General features: G+C 64.6%; 23 protein-coding genes. 9 read left to right on the plus strand and 14 right to left on the minus strand.

The features are described from left to right. Positions 1-11 precede the first annotated feature (11 nt). Positions 12-806, plus strand: a complete 795-nt coding sequence (locus tag AAFG13_RS11875; RefSeq protein WP_212310137.1) for an IclR family transcriptional regulator — start codon at positions 12-14, stop codon at positions 804-806. Positions 807-1,160: 354 nt separating this feature from the next. Here the strand turns inward: AAFG13_RS11875 and ahcY are convergent, their stop codons facing one another. The 3 genes from ahcY to AAFG13_RS11890 all read right to left on the minus strand — a co-directional run bounded on the left by ahcY (position 1,161) and on the right by AAFG13_RS11890 (position 5,328). Beyond that, positions 1,161-2,588, minus strand: coding sequence for an adenosylhomocysteinase (gene ahcY / locus AAFG13_RS11880; protein ID WP_092115494.1), 1,428 nt, complete (start codon positions 2,586-2,588; stop codon positions 1,161-1,163). 127 nt (positions 2,589-2,715) lie between these two features. Beyond that, complete coding sequence (gene metK / locus AAFG13_RS11885) at positions 2,716-3,912, minus strand: methionine adenosyltransferase (protein ID WP_212310138.1); 1,197 nt, start codon at positions 3,910-3,912, stop codon at positions 2,716-2,718. A 60-nt stretch (positions 3,913-3,972) separates the two neighbouring features. Then, positions 3,973-5,328, minus strand: coding sequence for a hypothetical protein (locus AAFG13_RS11890; RefSeq protein ID WP_092115496.1), 1,356 nt, complete (start codon positions 5,326-5,328; stop codon positions 3,973-3,975). A gap of 184 nt (positions 5,329-5,512) precedes the next feature. On the opposite strand from AAFG13_RS11890, the gene AAFG13_RS11895 reads away from it, so the two are divergent. After that, positions 5,513-7,243 carry a caspase family protein gene (locus tag AAFG13_RS11895; protein WP_342712086.1) on the plus strand — a complete coding sequence of 577 codons (1,731 nt, stop codon included), beginning with the start codon at positions 5,513-5,515 and terminating at the stop codon, positions 7,241-7,243. A gap of 118 nt (positions 7,244-7,361) precedes the next feature. Here the strand turns inward: AAFG13_RS11895 and AAFG13_RS11900 are convergent, their stop codons facing one another. The 6 genes from AAFG13_RS11900 to AAFG13_RS11925 form a co-directional block, all read right to left on the minus strand. Then, entirely contained in the window at positions 7,362-8,480 is a 1,119-nt protein-coding gene (locus AAFG13_RS11900) for a cobalamin-independent methionine synthase II family protein (protein WP_212310140.1), read from the minus strand. Positions 8,481-8,499: 19 nt separating this feature from the next. Next, entirely contained in the window at positions 8,500-9,216 is a 717-nt protein-coding gene (locus AAFG13_RS11905; protein ID WP_342712087.1) for an ABC transporter ATP-binding protein, read from the minus strand. After that, positions 9,209-9,961: an ABC transporter ATP-binding protein gene (locus tag AAFG13_RS11910; RefSeq protein WP_342712088.1), complete on the minus strand. Its 753-nt coding sequence runs from the start codon at positions 9,959-9,961 to the stop codon at positions 9,209-9,211. Before AAFG13_RS11910 ends, AAFG13_RS11905 begins: the two co-directional genes overlap by 8 nt. Beyond that, positions 9,958-10,989, minus strand: a complete 1,032-nt coding sequence (locus AAFG13_RS11915) for a branched-chain amino acid ABC transporter permease (protein WP_342712089.1) — start codon at positions 10,987-10,989, stop codon at positions 9,958-9,960. Before AAFG13_RS11915 ends, AAFG13_RS11910 begins: the two co-directional genes overlap by 4 nt. A gap of 7 nt (positions 10,990-10,996) precedes the next feature. Continuing rightward, entirely contained in the window at positions 10,997-11,866 is an 870-nt protein-coding gene (locus tag AAFG13_RS11920) for a branched-chain amino acid ABC transporter permease (protein ID WP_342712090.1), read from the minus strand. A 103-nt stretch (positions 11,867-11,969) separates the two neighbouring features. Next, positions 11,970-13,151, minus strand: a complete 1,182-nt coding sequence (locus tag AAFG13_RS11925) for an ABC transporter substrate-binding protein (protein ID WP_212310145.1) — start codon at positions 13,149-13,151, stop codon at positions 11,970-11,972. Between the two features lie 378 nt (positions 13,152-13,529). Between AAFG13_RS11925 and AAFG13_RS11930 the strand changes: the two genes are divergently transcribed. Then, entirely contained in the window at positions 13,530-13,808 is a 279-nt protein-coding gene (locus AAFG13_RS11930; RefSeq protein ID WP_342713322.1) for a hypothetical protein, read from the plus strand. On the opposite strand, the gene AAFG13_RS11935 is transcribed toward AAFG13_RS11930, so the two are convergent. Both AAFG13_RS11935 and purU read right to left on the minus strand, forming a co-directional pair. Continuing rightward, the gene (locus tag AAFG13_RS11935; RefSeq protein ID WP_342712091.1) at positions 13,798-14,598 is read right to left on the minus strand and encodes a phosphodiesterase; all 801 of its coding nucleotides are present in this window, start codon (positions 14,596-14,598) and stop codon (positions 13,798-13,800) included. The two genes, AAFG13_RS11930 and AAFG13_RS11935, sit on opposite strands and share 11 nt — an antisense overlap. A gap of 65 nt (positions 14,599-14,663) precedes the next feature. Continuing rightward, on the minus strand, positions 14,664-15,527 hold the full coding sequence (gene purU / locus AAFG13_RS11940; protein ID WP_173637658.1) for a formyltetrahydrofolate deformylase: 864 nt from the start codon (positions 15,525-15,527) through the stop codon (positions 14,664-14,666). 135 nt (positions 15,528-15,662) lie between these two features. On the opposite strand from purU, the gene AAFG13_RS11945 reads away from it, so the two are divergent. Next, entirely contained in the window at positions 15,663-16,505 is an 843-nt protein-coding gene (locus AAFG13_RS11945) for a uroporphyrinogen-III synthase (protein WP_342712092.1), read from the plus strand. Between the two features lie 112 nt (positions 16,506-16,617). On the opposite strand, the gene AAFG13_RS11950 is transcribed toward AAFG13_RS11945, so the two are convergent. The 3 genes from AAFG13_RS11950 to AAFG13_RS11960 form a co-directional block, all read right to left on the minus strand. Then, positions 16,618-17,574, minus strand: a complete 957-nt coding sequence (locus tag AAFG13_RS11950) for a GDP-L-fucose synthase (protein ID WP_342712093.1) — start codon at positions 17,572-17,574, stop codon at positions 16,618-16,620. Next, the gene (gmd, locus tag AAFG13_RS11955) at positions 17,555-18,655 is read right to left on the minus strand and encodes a GDP-mannose 4,6-dehydratase (RefSeq protein ID WP_342712094.1); all 1,101 of its coding nucleotides are present in this window, start codon (positions 18,653-18,655) and stop codon (positions 17,555-17,557) included. The genes AAFG13_RS11950 and gmd overlap by 20 nt, the downstream gene beginning before the upstream one ends. Positions 18,656-18,797: 142 nt before the next feature. Next, the gene (locus tag AAFG13_RS11960; RefSeq protein WP_092115508.1) at positions 18,798-19,472 is read right to left on the minus strand and encodes a Crp/Fnr family transcriptional regulator; all 675 of its coding nucleotides are present in this window, start codon (positions 19,470-19,472) and stop codon (positions 18,798-18,800) included. Positions 19,473-19,873: 401 nt separating this feature from the next. Between AAFG13_RS11960 and AAFG13_RS11965 the strand changes: the two genes are divergently transcribed. From AAFG13_RS11965 to AAFG13_RS11985, 5 genes are all read left to right on the plus strand, one after another. Next, entirely contained in the window at positions 19,874-20,695 is an 822-nt protein-coding gene (locus AAFG13_RS11965; RefSeq protein WP_106328397.1) for an ABC transporter ATP-binding protein, read from the plus strand. Next, positions 20,692-22,620 carry a long-chain fatty acid--CoA ligase gene (locus AAFG13_RS11970; RefSeq protein ID WP_342712095.1) on the plus strand — a complete coding sequence of 643 codons (1,929 nt, stop codon included), beginning with the start codon at positions 20,692-20,694 and terminating at the stop codon, positions 22,618-22,620. Before AAFG13_RS11965 ends, AAFG13_RS11970 begins: the two co-directional genes overlap by 4 nt. 136 nt (positions 22,621-22,756) lie before the next feature. After that, positions 22,757-23,650 (plus strand): branched-chain amino acid ABC transporter permease, encoded by an 894-nt coding sequence (locus AAFG13_RS11975; RefSeq protein WP_092115511.1) that lies wholly within the window; start codon positions 22,757-22,759, stop codon positions 23,648-23,650. A 3-nt stretch (positions 23,651-23,653) separates the two neighbouring features. After that, the gene (locus AAFG13_RS11980; RefSeq protein ID WP_342712096.1) at positions 23,654-24,727 is read left to right on the plus strand and encodes a branched-chain amino acid ABC transporter permease; all 1,074 of its coding nucleotides are present in this window, start codon (positions 23,654-23,656) and stop codon (positions 24,725-24,727) included. Between the two features lie 50 nt (positions 24,728-24,777). Then, entirely contained in the window at positions 24,778-26,061 is a 1,284-nt protein-coding gene (locus tag AAFG13_RS11985; protein WP_342712097.1) for an ABC transporter substrate-binding protein, read from the plus strand. The last annotated feature ends 71 nt before the right edge of the window (positions 26,062-26,132 follow it).

Consider the following 26,132-nt stretch of genomic DNA (forward strand, 5'->3'; position numbering starts at 1 on the left):
GACAGGGCGACATGACGAGAGAAAGCCGCGGCATACAATCGATCGAGGTCGGCGGAGAATTGCTCCGCGCGCTCGCCCGCAGCGGCGAACCGATGATGCTGCGCGATCTCGCCCGCGAAGCCGGCATGCCGCCGGCCAAGGCGCATCCCTACCTCGTGAGTTTCTCCCGCATCGGCCTGATCGAGCAGGACGAGACCACCGGCCGCTATGAGATCGGGGCGTTGGCGCTCGAGCTCGGCCTGATCAGCCTGCGCCGGCTCTCCGCGGTGCGGATCGCGACGCCGCGGATCGCCGCGCTCGCCGACAGCATCAATCATGCGGTGTCGCTGTCGGTTTGGGGCACCCACGGCGCGACCGTGGTGCGGCTCGAGGAGCCGAGCCATCCCGTGCATATCGCGATGCGCGTCGGATCGGTGGTGGCACTGCTCGAAACCGCGACCGGCCGCGCCTTCGCCGCCTTCATGCCGCCGAACGCCGTCAAGACGGCGCTCGAGAGCGGCCTCGACCGCCTCGGCGTCGGCTACAATCCGAAACGCGAGACCATCACCGCGAAGACCACGGAGATGCTTGCCGAGGTGCAGAGCCGCGGGCTCGCGCGCGCGATCGGCGATCCGCTTCCCGGCGTCAACGCCTTCGCCGCCCCGGTGTTCGATCACGCCGGCCACGTCGCTTTGGTCATCACGGCGATGGGCCCGGAGGGCACCTTCGACGCCAGCTGGGACAGTGCGATCGCAACCGCGCTGCGTGATTGCGCGAGCGACATCTCGCGGCAGCTCGGGCACGGCACGGTGCGGACATCGGCGTGATGGTGAGCCCTCCCCGCCGTCATTCCCCGGTGCGAATGCGAAGCTGCGTCCCAGCCTACATCTGTCGTCGCCCGGTCTTGACCGGGCGATCCAGTACGCCGCGGCCTCTCGGCTCAAGCACAGCCGTCGCTGGAATACTGGATCGCCCGGTCAAGCCGGGCGATGACACCGAGATGAAGTACGCAATGACCGTGCATCGCATCGCGCGAGAACCATCCTCATCGTCGTCCCGGCGAAGGCGGTGGATTTGAGCGACGTCAGAGAACCGCAGCCGACTTGTCACCCACACCACTTCAGCAAAAAGCCCCGGACGATGCCGGGGCTCTTCACTTGATCGATTGCTGCGAGCGCAGATCAGTAGCGGTAGTGGTCCGACTTGTACGGACCTTCCTGCTTGACGCCGATGTAGTCGGCCTGGTCCTTGCGCAGCTCGGTCAGCTTGACGCCGATCTTGGCGAGATGCAGGCGGGCGACCTTCTCGTCGAGCGTCTTCGGCAGCACGTAGACCTTCTTGGCGTACTTGCCGTCCTTGTTGTTGGCGAACAGCTCGATCTGCGCCAGCGTCTGGTTGGTGAACGAGGCCGACATCACGAAGGACGGATGGCCCATCGCATTGCCGAGGTTCACGAGGCGGCCTTCCGACAGCATGATGATGCGGTGCTTGTCGGGGAATTCGATCTCGTCGACCTGCGGCTTGATGTTGGTCCACTTCAGATTGCGCAGCGAAGCGATCTGGATCTCGTTGTCGAAGTGACCGATGTTGCAGACGATGGCGCGATCCTTCATCGCGCGCATGTGCTCGATGGTGATGATGTCCTTGTTGCCGGTGGCGGTGACGAAGATGTCGGCGCGCGGCGCCGCGTCTTCCATGGTCACGACCTCATAGCCTTCCATCGCCGCCTGCAGCGCGCAGATCGGATCGACTTCGGAGACCATGACGCGGCAGCCGGCCTGGCGCAGCGAGGCGGCCGAGCCCTTGCCGACATCGCCGAAGCCCGCGACCATCGCGACCTTGCCCGACAGCATCACGTCGGTGCCGCGGCGGATGCCGTCGACCAGCGACTCGCGGCAGCCATAGAGGTTGTCGAACTTCGACTTGGTGACGCTGTCGTTGACGTTGATCGCCGGGAACAGCAGCGTGCCCTTGTTGGCCATCTCGTACAGGCGATGCACGCCCGTGGTGGTCTCTTCCGAGACGCCCTGGATGTTCTTGGCGATCTCGGCGAAGTAGCCCTTCGGCTTCTCCTTGAGGAGACGCTTGACCAGCGCGTAGAAGATCTCTTCTTCCTCGGAGGTCGGCTTGTCGAGGAAGGCGGTGTCGCCCTGCTCGGCGCGGTAGCCGGCATGCACCAGCATGGTGGCGTCGCCGCCGTCATCGAGGATCATGTTGGGCGTGCCGCCGCCATGCCAGTCGAACAGCTTGGCGGTGTAGTCCCAATACTCGGTCAGCGTCTCGCCCTTCACGGCGAACACCGGAATACCGGCCGCGGCGATCGCGGCGGCGGCGTGATCCTGCGTCGAATAGATGTTGCAGGAGACCCAGCGGATGTCGGCGCCGAGCGCAGCCAGCGTCTCGATCAGCACGGCGGTCTGGATCGTCATGTGCAGCGAGCCCGCGATGCGCGCGCCCTTCAGCGGCTGCTTGGGGCCGAACTCTTCGCGGGTGGCCATCAGGCCGGGCATCTCGGTCTCGGCCAGCGAGATCTCCTTGCGGCCGAAATCGGCGAGCGCAATGTCCTTGACGATGTAGTCGGTGAAGCCGGGCTTCGTGGGGGCGTTCATTTGAGCGTCCTGTTGTTGAACTGGTCATTCCGGGGCGCCGCGCAGCGGCGAACCCGGAATCTCGATGGGATGAAGGAAGGTCTCCGGTTCGCCTCGCAGTCGCGAGCGTCCCGGAATGTCGCAAGCGTCAGAGCGCGCGCTTCAGCGGCTCGACGAGATCGGTCTTCTCCCAGGAGAAGCCGCCCTCATTGTCCGGCGTGCGGCCGAAATGGCCGTAGGCCGAGGTGCGCGCGTAGATCGGGCGGTTGAGGTCGAGATGGGTGCGGATGCCGCGCGGCGTCAGATCCATCGCCTTGGCTGCCGCCTTCTCGAGCTCGTCCTCCGACACCTTGCCGGTGCCGTGGGTGTCGATGTAGATCGACAGCGGACGCGCCACGCCGATCGCGTAGGCGAGCTGCAACGTGCAGCGGTCGGCGAGACCGGCCGCGACGATGTTCTTGGCGACGTAGCGCGCGGCATAGGCGGCCGAACGGTCGACCTTGGTCGGATCCTTGCCGGAGAACGCACCGCCGCCATGCGGAGCCGCGCCGCCATAGGTGTCGACGATGATCTTGCGGCCGGTCAGGCCGGAGTCGCCATCGGGGCCGCCGATGAAGAACTTGCCGGTCGGATTGATGTGCCAGATCGTCTTGCCGTTGATCCACTCCTTCGGCAGCGCCTCGCGCACATAGGGCTCGACGATGTCGCGGATCTGGCTGGACGTGAGGTCCTCGACCAGATGCTGGTGCGACACCACGATCTCGCGGACGCCGACCGGCTTGCCGTTCTCGTACTGGACGGTGACCTGGCTCTTGGAGTCCGGACCGAGCACCTTCTCCTTGCCGGAGTGGCGCGCTTCGGAGATCAGCCGCAGGATCTTGTGGGCGTAGAAGATCGGCGCCGGCATCAGGTCCGGCGTCTCGTTGGTGGCGTAACCGAACATGATGCCCTGGTCGCCGGCACCCTCTTCCTTGACCTCGCCCGGCTGCAGCGCGTCGACGCCCTGCGCGATGTCGGCCGACTGCGGATGCAGCAGGATCTCGATGTCGCAGGTGTTCCAGTGGAAGCCGTCCTGCTCGTAGCCGATGTCCTTGATCGCAGAGCGAACCACGCCCTCGATCTGCTCGTTGGTGACCGAAGCCGGCCCGCGGGTTTCGCCGGCGATCACCACCTTGTTGGTGGTCGCGAGCGTTTCGCACGCCGCGCGGATCTGCCACGGGTCGATGCCCGCCTTCGGCCCCTCGCGATAGAACAGATCGACGATCTCATCCGAGATGCGATCGCAGACCTTGTCCGGATGGCCTTCCGAGACCGACTCGCTGGTGAAGAGATAAGACGCGCGCATCAAGCAAACCCCTTGTTTCGTCGAAGTCCGACGTTGGTTGGTGAATATGTCCCCGGAATGTCAGTCTCGTCGCCGCGAGATGACGTAGGATTCGTCGTAAAACCACAGCCCGTTGTGTTTACGGAGAACCTCGCGTGTGGCCTCGAGAGCTCGTCCGTTTTCGGTCGTTTCAGTCAACCGCTCATCTTCGATCTGCGCGACATACACTGCTGCGTTCCAGGCGGCGAAGGCGGTCGAGGTTCCGATCGAGCCGGTCACCTCATTAGGCAGCGCTTCCATATCATATCGGAAGATCGAACGGTTATCGGCGTAGGCGTTGAAATTCAGCTCGCGGCCGGCCGAGCCCAACTCGTATTTCACCGCGCGCAGTATCTCATGACGGCTGACGGCGAAAGGATTTTCTCCGGGCCAGACGGCTTGAATGATTTCAAGTCCGGGATCGCTTCCGTGGGAGTGGATTCCTATCAGCCGCCCGCCGCCGCGCAGCGCGCGGGCCAGCGGCGCGATGATCCGCTTGGCGCGGAAATTCACCGAGGATTTGGCGCGATAGGGCTGCGAGGCGATCACGAGGTCGAAATTGGCCTCGGTCCGGCCGGCGCGGGGAATGATGGAATCGAGCAGGAACCGGTGATCGTCCCGGTACAGCACCAGCGCCACCGGCCGCTCGTAGATCGGCATCGCATTGCCGGGGCTGAGGTTGGCCCGCCAGTTCTGCTCCAGGAATGGACCGAGTTCCGCGATCTGGGTCTCGAATTCGCCGGAGGAAGCGCCCCGCAAGGCCACCTCGTGCCAGATCATGCTGGCCGCCGCCGCCGAGTTCTTGGGCGTCAGCCAGGGCGCCTCGGCGTAATACATGTTGGTGAAAACGAAGACGCTGGCCGGGTGCTCGAACAGGCGGTCCGGGACCTTGTCCAGAGTGAGGCGGACGTCCTCCAGGCTCAGTTCCTTGCCGGCGACGTAGAACGGCATATGTGGGAAGCGGCCATGCATGGCACGCAGGACCCGCGCCAGCACGGTACCGTCGCCCATCCCGGCATCAAACACCCGCAAAGCCGGCGGCCGCGGGTGGATGGCGGCCAGTTCGAGCGCGACCCGGTCGGCGATCACCCGCTTCTCGCTGCAGGTGTGCACGAACAGCAGATAACGCTGGCGGTTCTCGAAGAAGCGGAAATTGCCCCTCGGATCGCGCTTTTCCGGCGGAACCACGAGGCCGCGCGGCGGCGCCACGCCGCCCGGCGTCGAGGTCGCAATGAACGCATTGATGCGGTCGAGCGTATCGATGGTGATGCGCTTGCCCTCGCGCAGCCGGTGCACCAGCTTGCCGTCGTTCACGGCACGGCGGCCGAACGTCGTCTCCGCCATGTCGGAGTGACGGCAGAAATCCGTGATCTGACTGAGGATTTCGTCGTTCTTCATGGTGCCTGGGGTGGGCAGCGGCCAGTGGGACAAAAGTGGGCAGAGTTAGCGAGCGGCGAGGTCTTACCACCATTTTCCCACCAGTTGAACCCCCCTCCACGGCCGATCACCAAACAGTCATGGATAGCCTCTTGGACCGCCTCGCCGCACCGACCACCGTGACGGCCCTACCCCTGGATGATCGATGCGCCGCCTGCTCCTGATCCCCTGCCTGCTCGCGGCCATCCTGTGGTCGGCGCCCTGCTTCGCCCAGGCGCGCTCCCAGCTCGGCCCACTCTGCACGACCGACACCACGCCGGCCGACCAGATGATCGACGCCTGCACCAAGATCATCGCGTTGAAGGTGTTTTCCGGCGAGAAGCTCGCGACCATCTATTTCTGGCGCGCGGCGGGCTGGAACAAGAAAGGCAACTACGCCCAGGTGATCGCTGACGCCACCGAGGCGCTGCGCCTGAAGCCAAGCACTGCGGTCTACAATTTGCGTGGCTCGGCCTATTACGACAAGGGCGAGTACGACATCGCGATCGCCGACTTCAACGACGCGCTGCGCATAGGGCCGCCGAGCGGCATCATCTTTCACAACCGCGGCAATGCCTATCGCGGCAAGGGCGATTACGCCAAGGCGATCGCCGACTACGACGCCGCGATCAAGGCCGGTCCGAAGTCGGCGTTCTCCTATCAGAACCGCGGCGCCTCGAAGCAGGCGCTCGGCGATCTCGACGGCGCGCTCGCCGACATCAACGAGGCCGTCAGGATCGACCCGTCGCTGCCGCAGCCGCTGATCAGCCGCGCCGTGATCTGGCGCGCCAAGGGCGACATCGCGCGCGCGATTGCGGATACCTCGGAAGCGATCCGGCTCGCGAAGGCGAAGGCGCCCGCCAACATCATGACGCCGCCCGGCAGCGTCTTGATCTCGGCCTACACCCAGCGCGGCCTCGCCTATGAGGCCAAGGGCGATGCTGCGCACGCCAAAGAAGATTACGCCTCGGTGCTCGAGGGCCAGGCCTCCGATGCCGGCAGCAAGGCCAACCAGGCCACCGCCAAGGTGCGGCTCGCACTGCTCAAGGAAGCCGATGCAGCCCCGCGCAAGACCGCGGCGGCGCCTGCCGCCGAAAGCAGCCCTGCGCCCGCACCACCGGCGCCCGCGGCAGCAGCTCCGGCCGCACCCGCGGCACGCGTGCGGGCCGCAGCAACCGGCCGGCGCGTCGCGCTGGTGATCGGCAACGGCGCCTATGCGCATGTGAAGGCGCTGCCCAATCCACCGAACGATGCCCGCGCCATCGCCAAGAGCCTGCGCGACATCGGCTTCACCGTCTCGGAAGGTCTCGATCTCGATCGCGACGCGATGCAAACGACGATCCATGACTTCCTGCGCGAGGCGGCGCGGTCGCAGATCGCCGTGGTCTACTACGCCGGTCACGGCGTGCAGGTCGACGGCCGCAACTACCTCGTGCCGGTCGATATCGAGTTCAAGGCCGGCGGCCGCATGACCGACGCGATGGTCGACATGGACACCATCATGGCCGGCCTCGACGATCAGATCCGCACCAACATTTTGATCCTCGATGCCTGCCGCAACAATCCGATGGCGCCACAGGTGGCATCAACAGGCCCGAGCCGCGGCATCGAAGCCGGCTCAGGCCTTGCCGCGCCCGCCTCGCTCGGATCAGGCTCGACGCTTGGCGCCGGCACGCTGATCGCGTTCGCGACCGCGCCGGGCCAGGTCGCGCTCGACGGCGAAGGCGCCAACAGCCCGTTCTCGGCGGCGCTGTCGCGCCATGTCGGCACGCCCGGCCTCGAGGTGCAGCAGATGCTGACGCGGGTCCGCGCCGAAGTCGTCGCCGCGACCAAGGGCAAGCAGGTGCCGTGGTCGAACTCCTCGCTGCTCGGCGAGGTCTATCTAGCGGAGCAGTGAAACAGAGCTCTCTCCCCGTCATTGCGAGCGAAGCGAAGCAATCCATACCTCCACAACTGGAAAGATGGATTGCTTCGTCGCTAGCGCTCCTCGCAATGACGCGAGGATACGACGGGAGTTACTTCCCCCACACCTCGTTCGCGACCTCGACCGCGAGCCGCAGCTTGGCCCACTGCTCTTCCTCGGAGAGGATGTTGCCCTCCTCGGTCGAGGCGAAGCCGCATTGCGGCGACAGAGCAAGCTGCTCGATCGGGGCGAACTTCGATGCCTCCTCCAGCCGCCGCTTGATGTCGTCCTTCTTCTCGAGCTCGCCGAACTTCGAGGTGATGACGCCGACCACAACGACCTTGTTGCCCTTGGGGAGGAAGCGCAGCGGCTCGAAGCCGCCGGCACGATCGGAATCATATTCGAGGAAGTAGCCGTCGTAATTGGTGCCGGCCAGCATGGTCTCGGCGACCGGCTCGTAGCCACCGGAGGAAATCCAGGTCGAACGGAAATTGCCACGGCAGACATGCGTCGTGATCACCATGTCGGACGGACGATCGGCGATCGCGTAGTTGATGACGCGGGCATAGATCTCCTGCAGGCCATCGGGATTGTCGCCGCGGTCGCGCGACTTCTGCAATTCCTCCTGCGAGCACAGATAGGCCCACACCGTGTCGTCGAATTGCAGGTAACGGCAACCGGCGTCGTAGAACGCCTTCACCGCCTTGCGATAGGTCTTGCCGAGGTCCTGGTAGAACTCCTCAAGGTCCGGATAGACCTCCTTCGAGATCAGCTTGCGGCCGCCGCGGAAGTGCAGCACCGCCGGCGACGGGATCGTCATCTTCGGGGTGACATGCGCCTGGTCGGCGTACTTCTTCAGGAACCTGAAGTGATCGAGCATCGGGTGATGATCGGAGAAGTCGAGCTTGCCGATCACCCGGATGGCGTCGTGCCGGGTCTGCACGCCCGCGAACTGGATGCCCATGTCGGGGTGGAACAGCTCGCAGCCGGTCAGATGGCTGAGGAAATCGAAGTGCCACCAGGAGCGGCGGAACTCGCCGTCGGTCGCAAGCTTCAGGCCGACCGAGGCCTGCTTGTGCACGACCTTCTCGATCTCCATGTCCTCGATCTTGCACAGCTCGTCGGCCGAGATCTCGCCCTTCTCCAGCCTGGCGCGAGCTTCCTTGATCTTCGGCGGACGCAACAGGCTGCCGACCTCGTCGGCGCGGAACGGTGGCTTGGTTCGCTGCATGGTGAACTCCCTGAGGGCGTCAGTGTTTTTTGGTCCCAGCGACGCCGAGATGGCGCTCGAGGACGGAGGGATCGGCCTTCAGCGCGCTGCTTGCGGCATCGTGCACGATCGTTCCGCGTTCCAATATCACAACGCGGTCGGCGAGCCCGAGAATCTTTTGTGCATTCTGCTCGACGATGATCGAACAGATGCCACCCGAGCGCGTGATGGTTCCGATCGCCTTTAACAATTCCTCAACGATGATCGGCGCGAGGCCTTCGGTCGGCTCGTCGAGCAGCAGCACTTTCGGGTTCAAGGTCAGCGCGCGACCGATCGCCAGCATCTGCTGCTCGCCACCCGACAGCTGGTTGCCGAAATTGCCGCGCCGCTCCTTCAGCCGCGGAAACATCTCGTACACCCGCTCGACCGTCCACGGACCGGGCTGCGCCACCGCGGTCATGTTCTCCTCCACCGTCAGCGAGCGGAAGATGTTGCGCTCCTGCGGCACCCAGCCGATCCCGGCGCGGGCGCGCTGGTCGGGCCGCAGTGCCGTGATGTCCTCGCCCGCAAGCGCGACGCTGCCACTGAGGCGCCTGACGATGCCGACGATCGAATTGATCAGCGTGGTCTTGCCAGTGCCGTTGCGGCCGAGCAGCGCGAGCACCTGGCCCTCGGCGAGCGCCAGCGACATGTCGGGCAGCACCACCGCCTCGCCATATCCGGCGCGCAAGCCCTTGATGGAGAGCAGGTCAGACATCGGCCGCCTCGCCGAGATAGACCGCCCTCACCTGCGGATCGCGCGCGACGTCGTCGGGCGCGCCTTCAGTGAGCAAGCCGCCATTGACCAGCACCGAGATGCGGTCGGCGAAGGAGAACACCAGATCCATGTCGTGCTCGATCAGCAGCACGGTGACGTCGCGCGGCAATGCCGCGACCGCCGCCAGGATATCATGGCGCTCGCTTTCGGGTACGCCGGCGGCGGGCTCATCGAGCAGCAGCACCCGCGGCCTGGCGGCGATTGCGACCGCGATCTCGAGCAGGCGCTGCTTACCGTAGGGCAATGTCGAGGTGAGCTCGGTCATCACGTCGAGCAGATGGAAGCGCGACAGTATCTCGGCGATCTCGGCATTGACGTCGCTACGCGTTCCCATCCGCCGCCACCAGTCGCCGCCGCGGCCCATCCGTTCGGAGACCGCAAGCCCGATGGTTTCGAGCGGGGTCAAATCGGCATAGAGCTGGTTGATCTGGAAGGTGCGCGATAGCCCACGCAGCACCCGCTTGTGCACGGAGAGGCCGGTGATGTCGCTGCCTTCGAGCAGGATTTGTCCGCGGTTCGGCGTCAGCACGCCGGTGAGCTGATTGATGACGGTGGTCTTGCCGGCGCCGTTCGGTCCGATCAGCGCGTGGCGGGCGCCCTGCATCACCTTCAGCGAGAGGTCGCGGGTGACGCGAAGCCCGCCGAAGGATTTCTCGAGGCCCCGGGTTTCAAGCGCGATCGTCATGGCGCGTCGCCCTCGGGCATGGCAACGGCGGCCTTGCGACCGGCGACCTGGCGGATGATCAGGTTCGGCACGAACAGCACCCAGCGGTGGATGCGCGCGCGGCCGACCATCACGATCACGACCAGCACGAGGCCGATCCAGAACAGCCAGTATTGCGGGGTGATGCTCTGAAACAGCTCCTGCAGCATCTTGAACACGACGGCGCCGATCAGGCCGCCATAGAGATAGCCGGTGCCGCCGATCACGAGCACCAGCATCAAATCGGCGGAGCGCTCGAAGGAAAACACGTCGAGCGAGGCCAGCGCCGTGGTCTGGGTGAACAGCGCGCCGGCGATCCCGGCATAGAAGGCAGCAAGCGTATAGATCGCGATCAGGCGGCGGTTGACGGGTATGCCGATTGCGGCCGCGCGCAGCGGATTGTTCCTGATCGCGCGCAGCGAAAGGCCGAACGGCGAATGCACCACGCGACGGGCAAACAGGAACAGGACGAACAGCACGATCAGCGAGTAGAACAATCCGGTCTTGCCGAACATGTCGAAGGCAAACAGTCCGAGGATCGGCTGCATCTCGATGCCCTGCAGGCCGTCGGTGCCGCCGGTGATGTCCGAGAAGCGTTCGGCGAGCGCTTCCAGCAGCAGCGCGATGCCGAGCGTTACCATCAGCCGGGTCAGGTCGACGCCGCGGATGACGAGGAAGCTGGTCAGGAAGCCGAGCACCGCCGCAACGAGGCCGGCGGCGACCAGCGCGATGACGGGCTCGTTGATGATGCCGTGCAGCGCCAGCAGCCCGGCCGAATAGGCGCCGACGCCGAAGAACGCTGCATGGCCGAGCGAGACGATGCCGGCATAGCCGAGGATCAGGTCGAGCGAGAGCGCGAACAGGCCGAGCCGCACAATGTCGGTCATGATCAGATAGCGCGACGGGAACAGGAACGCGCAGGCGAGCGCCAGCACCCAGAACGCGACCTCGCTGATCCGCCAGCGCGCGCTGGCCATCGCGTGGGTGGAGACGTCGGACAGCGCGGTCATACCCGCCTCACCGCGCCGCGGTGCGGCCGAACAGGCCGTTCGGGCGCCAGAGCAGGATCACGATCATCACGGTGTAGATCACGAAGGGGCCGACCTTGGGCACGTAATATTTGCCGGCGACGTCGGCGATGCCGAGCAGCAGCGATGCCAGGAACGGTCCGGTGATCGAGGAAGAGCCGCCGACGGTGACGACGATCAGGAAGTAGATCATGAATTTGAGCGGGAAGTACGGATCGAGCCCGAGGATCTCCGCGCTCAGCGCGCCGCCGAGCCCGGCGAGGCCGCAGCCGAAGGCAAAGGTGAAGGCGAACACCTGCGGCACGTTGATGCCGAGCCCGATCGCGGCGCGCGGATCGTCGACCGCGGCGCGCAGGCGGCTGCCGAACCGTGTCTTGGCGAGGATCAGCTGCAGCGCCAGCGTCAGCAGGCCGCAGATCACGACGATCATCAGCCGGTAACGCCCGATGCCGACGCCGAACAGGTCGATCTGGCCTTCCAGCGCCGCCGGCAATTTGATGAAGACCCGCGACGATCCCATGATGTAGTCGACCGCCGCGACCGACATGAACACCAAACCGATCGAGAACAGCACCTGATCGAGATGGCTGCGGGCATAGAGATGGCGGTACAGCATGCGCTCCAGCGCAACGCCGATCGCGGCACTCCCGACAAAGGCGAGCGGCAGGGCTGCGAAGAACGGCCAGCCGGAATTGTTGACCAGCACGGCGCAGATATAGCCGCCGGCCATGGCAAAGGCGCCGTGCGCGAGGTTGACGAAGTTCATCAGCCCGAGTGTCACCGCAAGCCCGCAGGCCAGCACGAACAGCAGCATGCCGTAGGCGACGCCGTCGAACAAGTTGGTGAGGATAGAGGCCATGAAGTCAGCTTAACCGAGAGGACGCAAACGACACCACGTCAACTGGATCGTCATGGCCGGCTGGTCCCGGCCATGACGTGGAGGAAGGCGGCGCTTTCGCGCGTCACTTCTTGGTCTTGCCGGAATCCTTGACGGCCTCGAAGGTCGCGAACTCGACGTTGTAGAGCTCGCCATCGACCTTCTCGACCTTGCGGATATAGATGTTCTGCACGATGTCGCGGGTTTCCGGATCGATCGAGATCGGACCGCGCGGGCTCTCCCACTTCATGCCCTTCATCGCCTCGATCAGCCTGTCGCCGTCGGTCGCGCCGCCCGTCTTCTTCAGCGCCTCGTAGATCAGATGGATGCCGTCATAGCCGCTGACCGCCATGAAGCCCGGACGGTTGCCGTATGCCTTTTTGTAGGCGGCGACGAAATCCTTGTTCATCGCGGACGGATGCGCCGCCGAATAGAGATGCGCCGTCACCGCGCCGAGCGCGGCATCGCCCATGTTGTTGAGCAAATCGTCGTCCATGACGTCGCCGGGGCCGATCACCTTGATGCCGCTCTTGTCGAGCCCGCGCTCGGCATATTGCTTCATGAAGTTGCCGCCCTGCCCGGCCGGCACGAACACGAACATCGCGTCGGGCTTGGCATCCTTCATGCGCTGCAGGAACGGCGCGAAATCCGGATTGGCGAGCGGCACCTTGACCTCTTCCACGATCTCGCCGCCGCCGGCGGTGAAGTGCTGCTTGAAGAAGGTCAGCGCGTCATTGCCCGGCGCGTAGTCGGAGGTCAGCGTCGCGACCTTCTTGATGCCGTTCTTGACCGCCCAGTCGCCGATGATGGTGGAGGACTGCGCCAGCGTGAAGCTGGTGCGCACGATATAGGGCGAGCGCTCGGTGATGATCGAGGTGCCGGCAGCCATCACGACTTCCGGAATCTTGGCCTGCGTCGCCAGCGGCGCCGCGGCGAGCGCCGCGGGCGTCACGCCGAAGCCGGCAATGAAACTGACCTTGTCGTTGACGATCAGTTCCTGCGCGAGCCGCTTGGTGTTGTCGGGCACCGCGGCATCGTCCTTCAGGATGATCTCGATCTTCTTGCCGGCGACGGTGTCGCCCTTCTGCTGCATGTAGAGCTTGATCGCGTTATCGATCTGCTTGCCGGTCGAGGCCTGGCCGCCGGTCATCGGCAGGATCAGGCCGATCTTGACGGCGTCGTCCGCCCGCGCCGGCACGCTGGCGCACAAACCCGGAAGCACGGCCGAAGCGGCGCCCCACAGCAACATTTTGCGACGATTGAACATCGACATCCCTCCCCCTTCCATTGTTCTGCGTCGAGCCGAGTGCCCGGCCCTTGCCTTACCTTAGCCCAAGCATGTCACGGCCGAGCCGCAACGCGAGAAGGCGTTTCCCTGCGCCCTCTGTCAATCGGACGATGGGCGTGGGTCGCGCGCGCTGCGATTTGGCCCCGCCGCGGAAACAAGTATCAGGATACCAGAATCATTCCCCGAAACTCAACGCCCCCACAAGAACCGAACTCGCGCGCTCAGGCCTCCGTTGGCTCGATTGATTTGTACGATCGTGCAAATCAATCTGCAATGTCAACAAACAAGCACAATTGCAGCCGAACGGTCGCGCCTGAGATCATCATCCATAAAGACCAGGGCTGTATGCTGCCGCCAATGCCGATCCTCACACGCCACATCCCTGTCCTGACTGCCCTCGCGCTCGCGGCCTGCGCGCTCGGGGGGTGCAGCACCGTGAACCAAAAGGTTTCGGCCGGCATGGCCGACACCATTCCGGCCTGGGCCGGCGGCCTGCCCGCAGACGCGCCGCCGCGGGCGGGCACCCCCGAATACGACAAGTTCATGCAGGAGCGGGAACGCAAGCGCCTGATGCCGGCGGCCGAGCGCGGCGGCGACGCCAAGCCGGCGGCGCCGGCGCAGAACGCTACCCAATGACTGCCTGGCTGGGCGAATCCTCGCTGAGGATGTCGCCGCGATAGCCGAACTCCACCATATGCACGGTGACGTAGTCCGCGCCGATGAACGCGACGCCATAGGACTCCGGCAGATCGGCGACGGTCAAGACCTCCGCGAACACGGGATAGCTGGCATGGTTCGTTCCGCGCAGCGAGGTCGTGGGGACACCGGCGACCGAACCGCTCAGCACCATGTGGCAGTGACCGAAGAAGATGTGCCGGATCTTGCTCCGGTGCTTCGCGACGATCGACCGGAACGCGGCATCGTCAAGCAGGCCGATCCGGTCCACCGGGGCGATATGCGTCGGGATTGGATTGTGATGCATGAACAGGAAGAACGGACCGTCATGCTCCGATAGCTGCCGCTCCAGCCAGGCCTGCCGCCTCTCGCAGAAATTGCCGGCGGCCGTCTCCGGCTCGTAGGTATCGAGGAGCAGGCAACGGCCGAACGAAGCGTCGTGAACGCCCTGCGCGAAACCGTCCGCGTCGGCGCATTCGGGAAACGCGCCGAGAAACGTCTCGCGGTGGTCGTGGTTGCCGATACAAAGCCGCACAGGGATCGGAAACCGGCTCAGGCGTTCGCGCAGCAATTGATAGTCGGCGAGGTCACCGAGATCGGAAAGATCGCCCGAGATCACCATGAGCTCGGCATCGCGATGATCGGCAAGCACATGATCGAGCGCACGCTCGAAATTGCCGAGGGGATCGCGGCCGAAGATCGTGCGCCCCGGTGCCGTCAGATGGATGTCGCTCATGTGGATGAGTTTCATGCAGCACCTCGATGCAGGGCGACACCAACGCCCGTCAAAGCGCGGCAACCGGGCGAACCTGCGGATCAGTCCACGAACACCACGGTCTTGCGCCCGTTGAGGATGACGCGGTCGGCGAGATGGTAGCGGATCGCGCGCGCCAGCACGCGGCGCTCGATGTCGCGGCCCTTGCGCACGAGATCTTCGGGCGTGTCGCGATGGCTGATACGCTCGACGTCCTGGTCGATAATCGGGCCCTCGTCGAGATCGCTGGTGACGTAATGCGCGGTGGCGCCGATCAGCTTGACGCCGCGCTCATGCGCCTGGTGGTAGGGCTTGGCGCCCTTGAAGCCCGGCAGGAAGGAATGATGGATGTTGATGCAGCGGCCGGACAGCCGCGCCGACATCTCGTCCGACAGGATCTGCATGTAGCGGGCCAGCACCACGAGATCGGTGTTGGTGTCCTGGGCGAGCTTCCACACCGCGTCTTCCTGCTGCCGCTTGGTCTCTTTGGTCACCGGCAGATGATGGAACGGGATATCGCCGAAATCGAGCGATCCGTAGCTCTCGCGCGGATGATTGGAGACGATGGCGGTCGGGATCATCTCGAGCTCGCCGGTGCGCCAGCGATAGAGGATGTCGACCAGGCAGTGATCGGACTTCGACACCAGCAGCATCACCCGGCGGCGGCTGGCGCGATCGCGCATCTGCCATTCCATGCCGAAGCGTTCGGCAATCGCGGCAAAGCCGGTCTGCAGCGCCGGCAGCCCGACCGCGAGGTCGGCCGCGGTGAACACCACGCGCATGAAGAACTTGCCGGTCTCGATGTCGTCGAACTGCTGGGCGTCCAGGATGTTCTGCCCATTATGCGCCAGGAACGTCGAGACCGCGGAGACGATCCCGGGGCGATCCGGACAGGACAGGGTCAGAACGAATTGATGGTCGGGCATGCCAATTGACCAAAGCTTGAGCAGATGCGTGGAACGTTCATTTTCGGCCTCCGTCTACACCGCAGGCGGCCTTGCGCCAATCCCGGCGCGGGGGTCAAATCGAACAAATGACGACAATGTTTGTTAGGGACCATCATGGCTGACCGGCTGAACGGCTACCGCATCCTGATCCTCGAAACGCGCGAGGAGGCGCAGTTTTCCCGCCTGCTCGCCGAGCAGGGCGCCGACGTGCTGCAATGCCCGATGTTCACTATCCACGACGCGCCGGACCCGGCGCCGATCGAGGCCTGGATTCGCCGCGCCATCGAGCGGCCGCTCGACGACCTCGTGCTGATGACCGGCGAAGGCCTGCGCCGGCTGATGAAGGTGGTGCGCCGGATCGGGGTCGAGGCGGAGTTTGTCACGAGCCTCGGCAAGGCGCGCAAATTCGCCCGCGGCCCCAAGCCCGGCCGCGCGCTGCGCGAGATCGCCCTGGAGCCGCAAATGATGACCGAGAAGCCGACCTCGGAAGGCGTCGCCGAGATGCTGTCGCAGCTCGACCTGAGCGGTCATCGGCTCGGCCTGCAGCTCTATCCGGACAAGGATCACGCCACGCTGATTGGCGCGATCAAGGCGCAGGGCGCCGAGGTCGATACGGTGCTGCCCTATGTCTATGACGCGCAAGCCGCCGACGCCAACATCGTGACCGCGATCGAGGAGATGGCGCAAGGCCGCATCGATGCCATCGCACTGACCAGTTCGGGTCAGGTTCGTCGCCTGATCGAGGTGGCCCAGGCGCATCGCTGCGAGGCGCAATTGCGCGAGGGCTTGCAGCAGACCCCGATCGCCTCCGTCGGGCCGGTGGTGTCGGACGAGCTAAAGGCCTACGGCCTATCCACCGACATCTACCCGGCGAACGATGCGTTCTTCATGAAGCCGCTGATCTCGGCGATGGCGACGGCGCTGTCGAAGACGCCGCCGCGCGCGACGGCGAAGTAGTTGCCATAAGCGTCATTGCGAGGAGCGAAGCGACGAAGCAATCCATTTCTCCGGAGCGGCGTGATGGATTGCTTCGCTGCGCTCGCAATGACGGCGTGGAAGTAGTCGAATTCTACTCCGCCGCCTGCTTGATCTCGTTCAGATAGGCCTGGTAGGCGAGCTTGATGCCATCCACGAGCGAAGTCGCGGCGCGCCAGCCGAGCCTGGCGAGCCGGCTGACGTCGAGCAGCTTGCGCGGCGTACCGTCCGGGCGCGAAGTGTCGAAGCTGATCTCGCCGCGATAGCCGACGGTAGCGGCGACCACACGGGCGAATTCGGCGATGGTGATGTCCTCGCCGGTGCCGATATTGACCAGCTCCGGCGAGGAATAGGTCTTCATTAGGTGGATGCAGGCGTCGGCGAGATCGTCGACATAGAGGAATTCGCGGCGCGGCGTGCCGGTGCCCCACACCACGACGCTGCCAGCGCCGGAAACCTTGGCCTCGTGGAAGCGGCGGATCAGCGCCGCGACGACGTGACTGTATTCGGGATGATAATTGTCGCCGGGACCGTAGAGATTGGTCGGCATCACGCTGATGAAATCGGCGCCATACTGGCTGCGATAGGCCTCGGCCATCTTGATGCCGGCGATCTTGGCGATGGCATAGGGCTCGTTGGTCGGCTCCAGCGGGCCGGTCAGCATCGAATCCTCGCGCAGCGGCTGCGGCGCGAGGCGCGGATAGATGCAGGACGAGCCGAAGAACATCAGCTTCTCGCACCCGTTGGCGTGGGCCGCCTGGATCACGTTGCTCGAGATCGCCAGATTGTCGTAGAGGAATTCCGCCCGCAGCGTGTTGTTGGCGACGATGCCGCCGACCTTGGCGGCGGCGAGGAACACGGCCTGCGGCCGCTTTGCGGCAAACCAGGCATTGACCGCGGCCTGGTCGCGCAAATCGACCTCGCTGCGCGACACCGTCAGCAGATCGGCCTGTTCGCGCGCCAGCCGGCGCATCAGCGCCGAGCCGACCATGCCGCGATGGCCGGCGACGAAAACCGTCTTGCCCTTCAGTTCAAACGCCGTGCTTGCCATTGGCCGCATCCTGCCTGGCCTCGACGAGATCGCTGGCGACCATTTCCTTCACCAGTTGCGCGAACGGCGTCTTCGGCCTCCAGCCGAGCTTGGCGCGCGCCTTGCTGGCGTCGCCGATCAGAAGATCGACCTCGGTCGGACGGAAATAGACCGGGTCGATCTGCACCAGGGTGTTGCCGGTCGCCTTGTCGACGCCGATCTCCTCGACGCCCTTGCCGCGCCATTCGATGCTGCGGCCGACCTCCGCAAATGCCAGCTCGACGAACTCACGGACCGAGCGCGTCTCGCCGGTCGCGAGCACGAAGTCGCCGGGCTCATCCGCCAGCAGGATCTTGTGCATGCCCTCGACATAGTCGCGGGCGTGGCCCCAGTCGCGCTTGGCATCGAGATTGCCGAGATAGAGCTTCCTCTCCAGCCCGACCTCGATGCGGGCGACGGCACGGGTGATCTTGCGCGTCACGAAGGTCTCGCCGCGGATCGGGCTCTCATGGTTGAACAGGATGCCGTTGCTGGCGAACATGCCGTAGGCCTCACGGTAGTTCACCGTGATCCAGTAGCCGTAGAGCTTGGCGACACCGTAGGGCGAACGCGGATAGAACGGCGTGGTCTCCTTCTGCGGCACCTCCTGCACGAGGCCGTACAGCTCCGAGGTCGAGGCCTGGTAGAACCGGGTCTCCTTTTCCATGCCGAGGATGCGGATCGCCTCCAGAAGGCGCAGCACGCCGATGGCGTCGGCGTTGGCGGTGTATTCCGGGCTCTCGAAACTGACCTGGACGTGGCTCTGGGCGGCGAGGTTGTAGATCTCGGTCGGCCGGATCTGCTGCACCAGCCGGATCAGATTGGTCGAATCGGTCATGTCGCCGTAGTGCATCAGGAACGGCACGTTGCCGGCGTGCGGATCCTGGTAGAGATGGTCGACCCGCGCGGTGTTGAACGAGGACGACCGGCGCTTGATGCCGTGCACGGTATAGCCGAGGCCAAGCAGATATTCGGCGAGGTACGCGCCGTCCTGCCCGGTGATGCCGGTGATCAGCGCAACGCGCCGCTTTGAGTCCTGAGCCGCCGAATTCTTAACCGCCATGTCATCTCCAGAGAGCGCGAAAACCGCGCGGTCCCGACGAGGCCGGTCTGTAGCATCCGGCCTGCTTCAAGTCTAATGGCTTAATCGTTTGAAATCAGGACTTTAGAGCCTCGAAAAGTGGCATCGTTCGGCGCGGAGCCGGTCACTCCCCGTAGTGGCGCAGCCGGTCGAGCTCGATGATCGTCACCCCACCATATTCGAGCCGCAGCAGGCCCTCGCGCTCGAGCCGTTTCAGGCACTGGTTGGCGTTCTGCCGGGAGATACCCGACAGCGCCCCGATCTCCTCCTGGGTGATCTCCAGGTGCAAGGTGAGCTCGGGGTAGAGAATCGGATTGAACAGCGAGGCGATCGAGCGCGCCAGCCGCGCGGTGGCGTCCAGCGTGCGGCCATATTCGAGCAGCGCGATGAACTGACCGAGCCGCTCGTTGAGCTGTCCCACCAGGAAGCGGTTGAAGCCGACGCTGTTCTCGAATAGCCAGACGAAGGTCCGGCGGTCCATCATCGCGAGGCGCGTGTCGCGTAGCGCGACCACGTCGTAACGCCGCAGCTCGTTCTTGAGCACGGTGCCCTCGCCGAACCAGGCGCCCGCGGTGAGGCCCGCGAAGCTCGCGGCCTTGCCGCCGCGCGAGACGATGCCCATCCGCGCCAGCCCGGTGACAATGCCGGTCCAGTACTGGAAATTGTCGCCGCGCATGAAGATGAATTCGTTGGCGCGGTAAGACTTCTCGGAAATGCCGGCGCGCGCGATTTCGATCTCTTGCTCGCTCAGTTCGCGCGACCAGGCCGCGATGCGCTTCAGGTAATCAGCAGCAATCATTCTAGCGACGGCATCCCACCCCAAGATACTGACACGATATTGCACCGCAGCAACGCCGTGCGCGAAGCCAGTAGCCCGAGGCCTGGAATGCCAGCGAAAATTCCTGACCAAATGTCGGGCACATGACAATTCAACCTATCGCTTTCTCGTATTCAGAGCCACCTCGCCTAACGCCGCGTGCAGCGCCTTGATGGATCGCTGACCGCGGACGACGCGAGAGACGGGCTTGCAGGCGGGGTGCGGCGTTACCGCGCATGACGCAGGCGATCGGGGCGAGCGATGCTCCCGAACGCCGGCTTCATTAGTCGGATGGTCTCACTCCGGCGGCCCATGTAAGATCGAAGTCAGATCGAAGCGAAGATAAAGAGCGCGCCAAAGCGCCCGTATCTGGAGGGAACAGGGTGGCCAACAGTCTCGAGGTGCGCGGAGTCTCATTGCGCTTTGGCGGCGTCCGCGCGCTGACCGAGGTCAGCTTCGGCGTCAACGAGGGCGAGCTGTTCTCCATCATCGGCCCGAACGGCGCCGGCAAGACCTCGATCGTCAACTGCATCTCCGGCCGCTACCGGCCGACCGAGGGCCAGTTGTTCTATCGCGGCCAGGACATTACCGGCCTCACCCCGAACGCTCGGCCTCGTCTCGGCATCGGCCGGACCTTCCAGAATCTCGCGCTGTTCCACCATATGAGCGTGCTCGACAACATCATGGTCGGCCGCCATCACCTCTTGAAGAACAACTTCATCACGGGATCGCTGTACTGGCTGACCGGCGCGCGCCGCGAGGAGCTGGAGCACCGCCGCAAGGTCGAGGAGATCATCGACTTCCTCGATCTGCAGTCGGTGCGCAAGGCGACCGCCGGCACCCTGCCCTACGGCTTGCGCAAGCGCGTCGAGCTCGCCCGCGCGATGGCGCTTGAACCGCAACTGATCCTGCTCGACGAACCGATGGCCGGCATGAACTTCGAAGAGAAAGAAGACATGGCGCGCTACATCGTCGATCTCAACGAAGAGTTCGGCATGACGGTGATGATGATCGAGCACGACATGGGTGTCGTGATGGACATCTCCCACCGCGTCATGGTACTGGATTTCGGCCGCAAGATCGCCGAGGGCGATCCGGCCGCCGTGCTCGCCGACCCCCACGTCAAGCGCGCCTATCTCGGCGAAGAGGACGAGGTGCTGGTCGATCCCGACGACAAGCCGGCGGTGCGGGAGAGCGCGGCATGATGGACTATGCCGGTCGCGCCGTGCAGGCCGACACCTTTCCCAAGATGCTGCGTCTCAACGCCAGGGAGTACGGAGGCGAGATCGCGCTCCGCGAGAAGGATCTCGGGCTGTGGCGCGAATTCACCTGGAACGACTACCAGACCCGCACTCATGATTTCGCGCTCGGCATGGTCGAGCTCGGCCTTGGACGCGGCGACGTGATCGGCATCATCGGCGACAACCGGCCGGACTGGGTCGCGGCCGAGATCGCCAGCCACGCGATCGGCGCGATGAGCCTCGGCCTCTACCGCGACGTGCTGGATGAGGAAGCTTCCTACCTCCTGACCTATGGCGAGGCCAAGCTCGTGTTCGCCGAGGACGAGGAGCAGGTCGACAAGCTGCTCGGCCTTGCCGATCGCGTGCCAAATCTCAAGCACATCGTCTATTCCGACCCGCGCGGCATGCGGAAATACGACGATCCGCGGCTGATGGAGGCCGGCAAGCTCGTCGCACTGGGCCGCGATCGCGCCGCGCGCGAGCCCACCCTGTATGACCGGCTGGTCGATGCCACACGTGGCGAGGACGTCGCGATCCTCTGCACCACCTCGGGCACGACAGCCAATCCGAAGCTTGCGATGCTCTCGGCCGGGCGCGTGCTGCGGCACTGCGCGACCTATCTCGCATTCGATCCGAAGGGGCCGGACGACGAATATGTCTCGGTGCTGCCGCTGCCCTGGATCATGGAGCAGATCTACGCGCTGGGCAAAGCGCTGCTCTCCCGGATGAAGGTCAACTTCGTCGAAGAGCCCGACACGATGATGAACGACTTCCGGGAGATCGCGCCGACCTTCGTGCTGTTCGCGCCGCGGGTCTGGGAATCGATCGCGGCCGACGTCCGCGCCGGCGTGATGGATGCCTCGCCGTTCAAGCAGCGGCTCTACGACCTCGGCATGAAGACCGGGCTTGCGGCGCTCGCCGAAGGCAAGCGCTCTGTCTTCGCCGACCAGGTCCTGTTCCGTGCACTGCGCGACCGGCTCGGCTTCACGCGGCTGCGTTCGGCTGCAACTGGCGGCGCGGCGCTCGGGCCGGATACCTTCAAGTTCTTCCAGGCGATGGGCGTGCCGCTGCGCACGCTGTACGGCCAGACCGAGCTGCTCGGCGCCTACACGCTGCATCCCGAAGGCAAGGTCGATCCCGATACCACCGGCGTGCCGATGGCCGACAACATCGAGATCCGCATCGACAATGCCGACATCAACGGCGTCGGCGAGATCGTGGTGCGGCACCCCAACATGTTCCACGGCTACTACAAGAACCCCGAAGCATCGGTCGCCGACATCAAGGACGGCTGGATGCACTCGGGCGATGCCGGCTACTACAACGACGACCGGCAGCTTGTCGTGATCGACCGCATCAAGGATCTCGCCGAGACCTCGCGCGGCGAGCGGTTCTCGCCGCAATTTATCGAGAACAAGCTGAAGTTCTCGCCCTATGTCGCCGAGGCCGTCGTGCTCGGCGCCGGCCGCGACGCGCTCGCCGCAATGATCTGCATCCGCTACTCGATCATCTCGAAATGGGCGGAGAAGAACCGGATCTCGTTCACGACCTATACCGACCTGTCCTCACGGCCCGAGGTTTACGCGCTGTTGAAGAAAGAGGTCGAGACGGTCAACGCCACCTTGCCGCCCGCGCAACGCATCTCACGCTTCCTGCTGCTCTACAAGGAGCTCGATGCCGACGACGGCGAGCTGACGCGAACCCGAAAGGTCCGCCGCGGCGTGATCAACGAGAAATACGCCGACATCATCGAGGCGATCTACCGCGGCAAGGCCAACATCCCCGTCGACACCGTGATCCGCTTCCAGGACGGCACCACGCAGCGCGTCCGCACCACGCTCGAGGTCGTCGATCTCGGCCGCGCCGCGATCGCGGAGGCTGCGGAATGAGACAACTGGTCACAGGGAATTCGGTCGTCATGCGCGGGCTTGACCCGCGCATCCATCCCCTTCGCAAGGGTCTTCATTCGCGATGGATCGCCGGGTCAAGCCCGGCGATGACGATCTGCAAGGTTGGCAACACCCCATGAACATCCAGTTCCTGATCCAGCTGATCGTCAATGGCCTCGTGGTCGGCACGCTCTACGGCGTGGTCGCGATGTCGTTCGTGCTGATCTACAAGGCGACGCAGGTCGTCAACTTCGCGCAGGGCGAATTGCTGCTGGTCGGCGCCTGGGTGTGCTGGGCGCTGCTGACGAAGTATCAGGTGCCATTCTGGGTCGGCATGCCGATCACGCTGGTGTTCATGTTCATCTTCGGCATCGCGATCCAGGTCGTGATCCTGCGGCCGATGATCGGCGAACCGATCATCTCCGTGATCATGGTGACAATCGGCCTCTCGACCGTGTTCCAGGCGGCGCTGAAATGGATCTTCGGCGTCAACCCGCAGCCGTTCCCGCAGATATTCCAGAGCCAGTCGGTCAGCCTGTTCGGGCTGCAGATCCAGACCGTCTATGTCATGAGCCTCGTGGTCTCGCTCGCCATGATGGTCGGCATGGCCTGGTTCTTCCGTGCCTCCAAGTACGGCCTGGCGATGCGCGCCACCGCTTTCAACCAGCAGGTCGCGCAGTCGCTCGGCATTTCCGTGAAGAGCGTGTTCGCGATGGCATGGGCGATCTCGGCCACGGTCTCGGCGGTCGCCGGCGTCGTGGTCGCCGTGGTCAACGGCGTGTCGTCCGGCCTCTCCGCCTACGGCATCAAGGTGTTTCCGGCCGCGATCCTCGGCGGCCTCGACTCGGTCGGCGGCGCGGTGCTCGGCGGCATCATCATCGGGCTGCTGGAAAACGTCGCCCAGTATGTCGACAGCGAGTATCTGCACTGGGGCAATCTGTACGAGATCGCGCCGTTCTACGTCCTGATCATCATCCTGATGATCAAGCCGTACGGGCTGTTCGGCACCAAGGACATCGAGCGGGTCTGATCAATGGCAACGAGCACCCTCATCCCGTCGGGCGATTTCCGCACCAGCTACGCGGCCGACACCACGATCTTCCCGACCGCGACCAGCCACAACTTCGCGATTCTGGGCATCGCGCTCGCCTGCTTCGCGCCGATGCTGCTGTCCAACTACCTGCTCTCGATCGCGATCCAGATCGGCATCTTCGCGATCGCAGCGCTCGGCCTCAACGTGCTGGTCGGCTTCACCGGCCAGATCTCGATCGGCCACGCCGCGTTCTTCCTGTTCGGCGCCTTCACCTCGGCCTACATCTCCAACAACGCACCGATCCCGGTGTTCTTCGCGATCCCCCTCGCCGGCGTGATCACGGCGCTGGTCGGCCTGGTGTTCGGCGTGCCGGCGGCACGGCTGAAAGGGCTCTACCTCGTCATCGCAACGCTCGCCGCGCAGTACATCCTGCTCGACTTCTTCTCGCGCGCCGACTGGTTCTCGGGCGGCTCGGTGCCGGCCAGCGCCAACCCGTTCTCGATCTTCGGCTACACGCTGCGCGGCGACCGGCAGTATTTCTACGTCGTGCTCGCCTACATGGTGATCAGCTATCTGCTGGTCACCAATTTGATGCGCACCCGCGACGGCCGCGCGCTGGTCGCGATCCGCGATCACTATCTCTCCGCCGAGATCATGGGCATCAACCTGACCAAATACCGGACGCTGTCGTTCGGACTGGCCGCCTTCTTTGCCGGCATCGCGGGCGCGCTCTACGCGCACTATCAGCTGGTGGTCTCCCAGGAAGGCTTTGGCATCGAACGCTCGGTGCTGTTCCTGGCGATGGTCATCATCGGCGGCACCGGGTCGGTGATGGGCACGCTGATGGGCACGGCATTCGTGGTGTTGCTGCCGGAATCGATGGAATGGCTGAGCGCCTGGCTGAAGGGCAGCGCGATCGACAAGGCGCTGCAGCTCAACAACAACATCACCTTCCTGCGCGAGATCGCGATCGGCCTGATCATCATCGGCTTTTTGATGTTCGAGCCGGATGGCCTCGCGCATCGCTGGCGGCAGATCAAGGCCTACTGGAAGCTTTACCCGTTCTCGCACTGACACTTGAAGCAACTCAAATTCGGTTCAACGAATAAAAGGAGGAAACAACAATGACGATTAGATCCCTTTTGAGCTCGGTCTCGCTTGCGCTGCTGGTCAGCAGCGCGGCAGTCGCCGCGCAGGCGCAGATCGCCATCGGCCATCTGCAGGACCTCTCGGGCGGCACCTCCGACGTCGGCACGCCCTATGGCCAGGGCGTCGCCGACACCTTCGCCTGGGTCAACAAGAACGGCGGCGTCGGCGGCAAGCAGCTCAGCGTCGACAGCAACGACTATGGCTACCAGGTGCCGCGCGCGATCGCGCTGTACAAGAAGTGGTCGGCATCCGACGCCAAGGTCGCGGCGATCATGGGCTGGGGCACGGCGGACACCGAGGCGCTGACCGGCTTCCTCGCCCAGGACAAGATCCCCGACATGTCGGGCTCCTACGCCGCCGCGCTGACCGATCCCGAAGGCACCAGCGGCAAGGCCAAGCCCGCACCTTACAATTTCTTCTACGGCCCGAGCTACTCGGATGCGCTGCGCGCCGAGCTGACCTGGGCGGCCGAGGACTGGAAGGCGAAGGGCAAGCCCGGCAAGCCCAAATTCGTCCACATGGGCGCCAACCATCCCTATCCGAACGCGCCGAAGGCCGCCGGTGAGGCGCTCGCCGCCGAACTCGGCTTCGAGGTGCTGCCGCCGCTGGTGTTCGCGCTGTCGCCCGGCGACTACTCGGCGCAGTGCCTGAGCCTGAAGAGCTCCGGAGCAAATTACGCCTATCTCGGCAACACCGCGGCTTCCAACATCTCGGTCATGAAGGCCTGCAAGACCGCCGGCGTCGACGTCCAGTTCCTCAGCAACGTGTGGGGCATGGACGAGAATGCCGCCAAGACCGCAGGCGATGCTGCCGACGGCGTGATCTTCCCGCTGCGCACGGCGGTCGGCTGGGGCGGCAATGCGCCCGGCATGAAGACCGTGATGGAAATCTCGAAGATGTCCGATCCGTCGGGCAAGGTCTATCGCCCGGTGCACTACATCGCCGCGGTCTGCAGCGCGCTGTACATGAAGGAAGCGCTGGATTGGGCCGCCAAGAACGGCGGCGCCACCGGCGAGAACGTCGCCAAGGGATTCTACCAGAAGAAGGACTGGGTGCCGGCCGGCATGGACGGCGTCTGCAATCCATCGAACTGGACCGAGAAGGATCATCGCCCGACGACGAAGGTCGACCTCTATCGCGCCAAGGTTTCCGGCGCGACCGATGGCGACATCAACGACCTGATGGGCAAGGGCACGATCAAGCTCGAGAAGGTGAAGACCGTCGAACTGCCGCGCAAGCCGGAATGGTTTGGCTGGTGAGGCCGTGAGGCTGCCACCAGCGCAGCCTCGACAACAATCGTCATCCCCCGCGAAAGCGGGGGATCCAGTAC

Source organism: Bradyrhizobium sp. B124 (assembly GCF_038967635.1).
Lineage (GTDB): Bacteria > Pseudomonadota > Alphaproteobacteria > Rhizobiales > Xanthobacteraceae > Bradyrhizobium.

Bases quoted from the DNA above. Each gene is read 5' to 3' on its own strand.
- AAFG13_RS11905 (WP_342712087.1), bottom strand. From the start codon at position 9,216: ATGTCTGACCTGCTCTCCATCAAGGGCTTGCGCGCCGGATATGGCGAG.
- AAFG13_RS11895 (WP_342712086.1), top strand. From the start codon at position 5,513: ATGCGCCGCCTGCTCCTGATCCCCTGCCTGCTCGCGGCCATCCTGTGG.
- AAFG13_RS11920 (WP_342712090.1), bottom strand. From the start codon at position 11,866: ATGGCCTCTATCCTCACCAACTTGTTCGACGGCGTCGCCTACGGCATG.
- AAFG13_RS11985 (WP_342712097.1), top strand. From the start codon at position 24,778: ATGACGATTAGATCCCTTTTGAGCTCGGTCTCGCTTGCGCTGCTGGTC.
- AAFG13_RS11980 (WP_342712096.1), top strand. From the start codon at position 23,654: ATGGCAACGAGCACCCTCATCCCGTCGGGCGATTTCCGCACCAGCTAC.
- AAFG13_RS11945 (WP_342712092.1), top strand. From the start codon at position 15,663: ATGGCTGACCGGCTGAACGGCTACCGCATCCTGATCCTCGAAACGCGC.
- AAFG13_RS11950 (WP_342712093.1), bottom strand. From the start codon at position 17,574: ATGGCAAGCACGGCGTTTGAACTGAAGGGCAAGACGGTTTTCGTCGCC.
- AAFG13_RS11975 (WP_092115511.1), top strand. From the start codon at position 22,757: ATGAACATCCAGTTCCTGATCCAGCTGATCGTCAATGGCCTCGTGGTC.
- AAFG13_RS11925 (WP_212310145.1), bottom strand. From the start codon at position 13,151: ATGTTCAATCGTCGCAAAATGTTGCTGTGGGGCGCCGCTTCGGCCGTG.
- purU (WP_173637658.1), bottom strand. From the start codon at position 15,527: ATGCCCGACCATCAATTCGTTCTGACCCTGTCCTGTCCGGATCGCCCC.
- AAFG13_RS11930 (WP_342713322.1), top strand. From the start codon at position 13,530: ATGCCGATCCTCACACGCCACATCCCTGTCCTGACTGCCCTCGCGCTC.
- metK (WP_212310138.1), bottom strand. From the start codon at position 3,912: ATGCGCGCGTCTTATCTCTTCACCAGCGAGTCGGTCTCGGAAGGCCAT.
- AAFG13_RS11900 (WP_212310140.1), bottom strand. From the start codon at position 8,480: ATGCAGCGAACCAAGCCACCGTTCCGCGCCGACGAGGTCGGCAGCCTG.
- AAFG13_RS11890 (WP_092115496.1), bottom strand. From the start codon at position 5,328: ATGAAGAACGACGAAATCCTCAGTCAGATCACGGATTTCTGCCGTCAC.
- AAFG13_RS11915 (WP_342712089.1), bottom strand. From the start codon at position 10,989: ATGACCGCGCTGTCCGACGTCTCCACCCACGCGATGGCCAGCGCGCGC.
- AAFG13_RS11935 (WP_342712091.1), bottom strand. From the start codon at position 14,598: ATGAAACTCATCCACATGAGCGACATCCATCTGACGGCACCGGGGCGC.
- AAFG13_RS11970 (WP_342712095.1), top strand. From the start codon at position 20,692: ATGATGGACTATGCCGGTCGCGCCGTGCAGGCCGACACCTTTCCCAAG.
- AAFG13_RS11960 (WP_092115508.1), bottom strand. From the start codon at position 19,472: ATGATTGCTGCTGATTACCTGAAGCGCATCGCGGCCTGGTCGCGCGAA.
- AAFG13_RS11910 (WP_342712088.1), bottom strand. From the start codon at position 9,961: ATGACGATCGCGCTTGAAACCCGGGGCCTCGAGAAATCCTTCGGCGGG.
- gmd (WP_342712094.1), bottom strand. From the start codon at position 18,655: ATGGCGGTTAAGAATTCGGCGGCTCAGGACTCAAAGCGGCGCGTTGCG.
- AAFG13_RS11875 (WP_212310137.1), top strand. From the start codon at position 12: ATGACGAGAGAAAGCCGCGGCATACAATCGATCGAGGTCGGCGGAGAA.
- ahcY (WP_092115494.1), bottom strand. From the start codon at position 2,588: ATGAACGCCCCCACGAAGCCCGGCTTCACCGACTACATCGTCAAGGAC.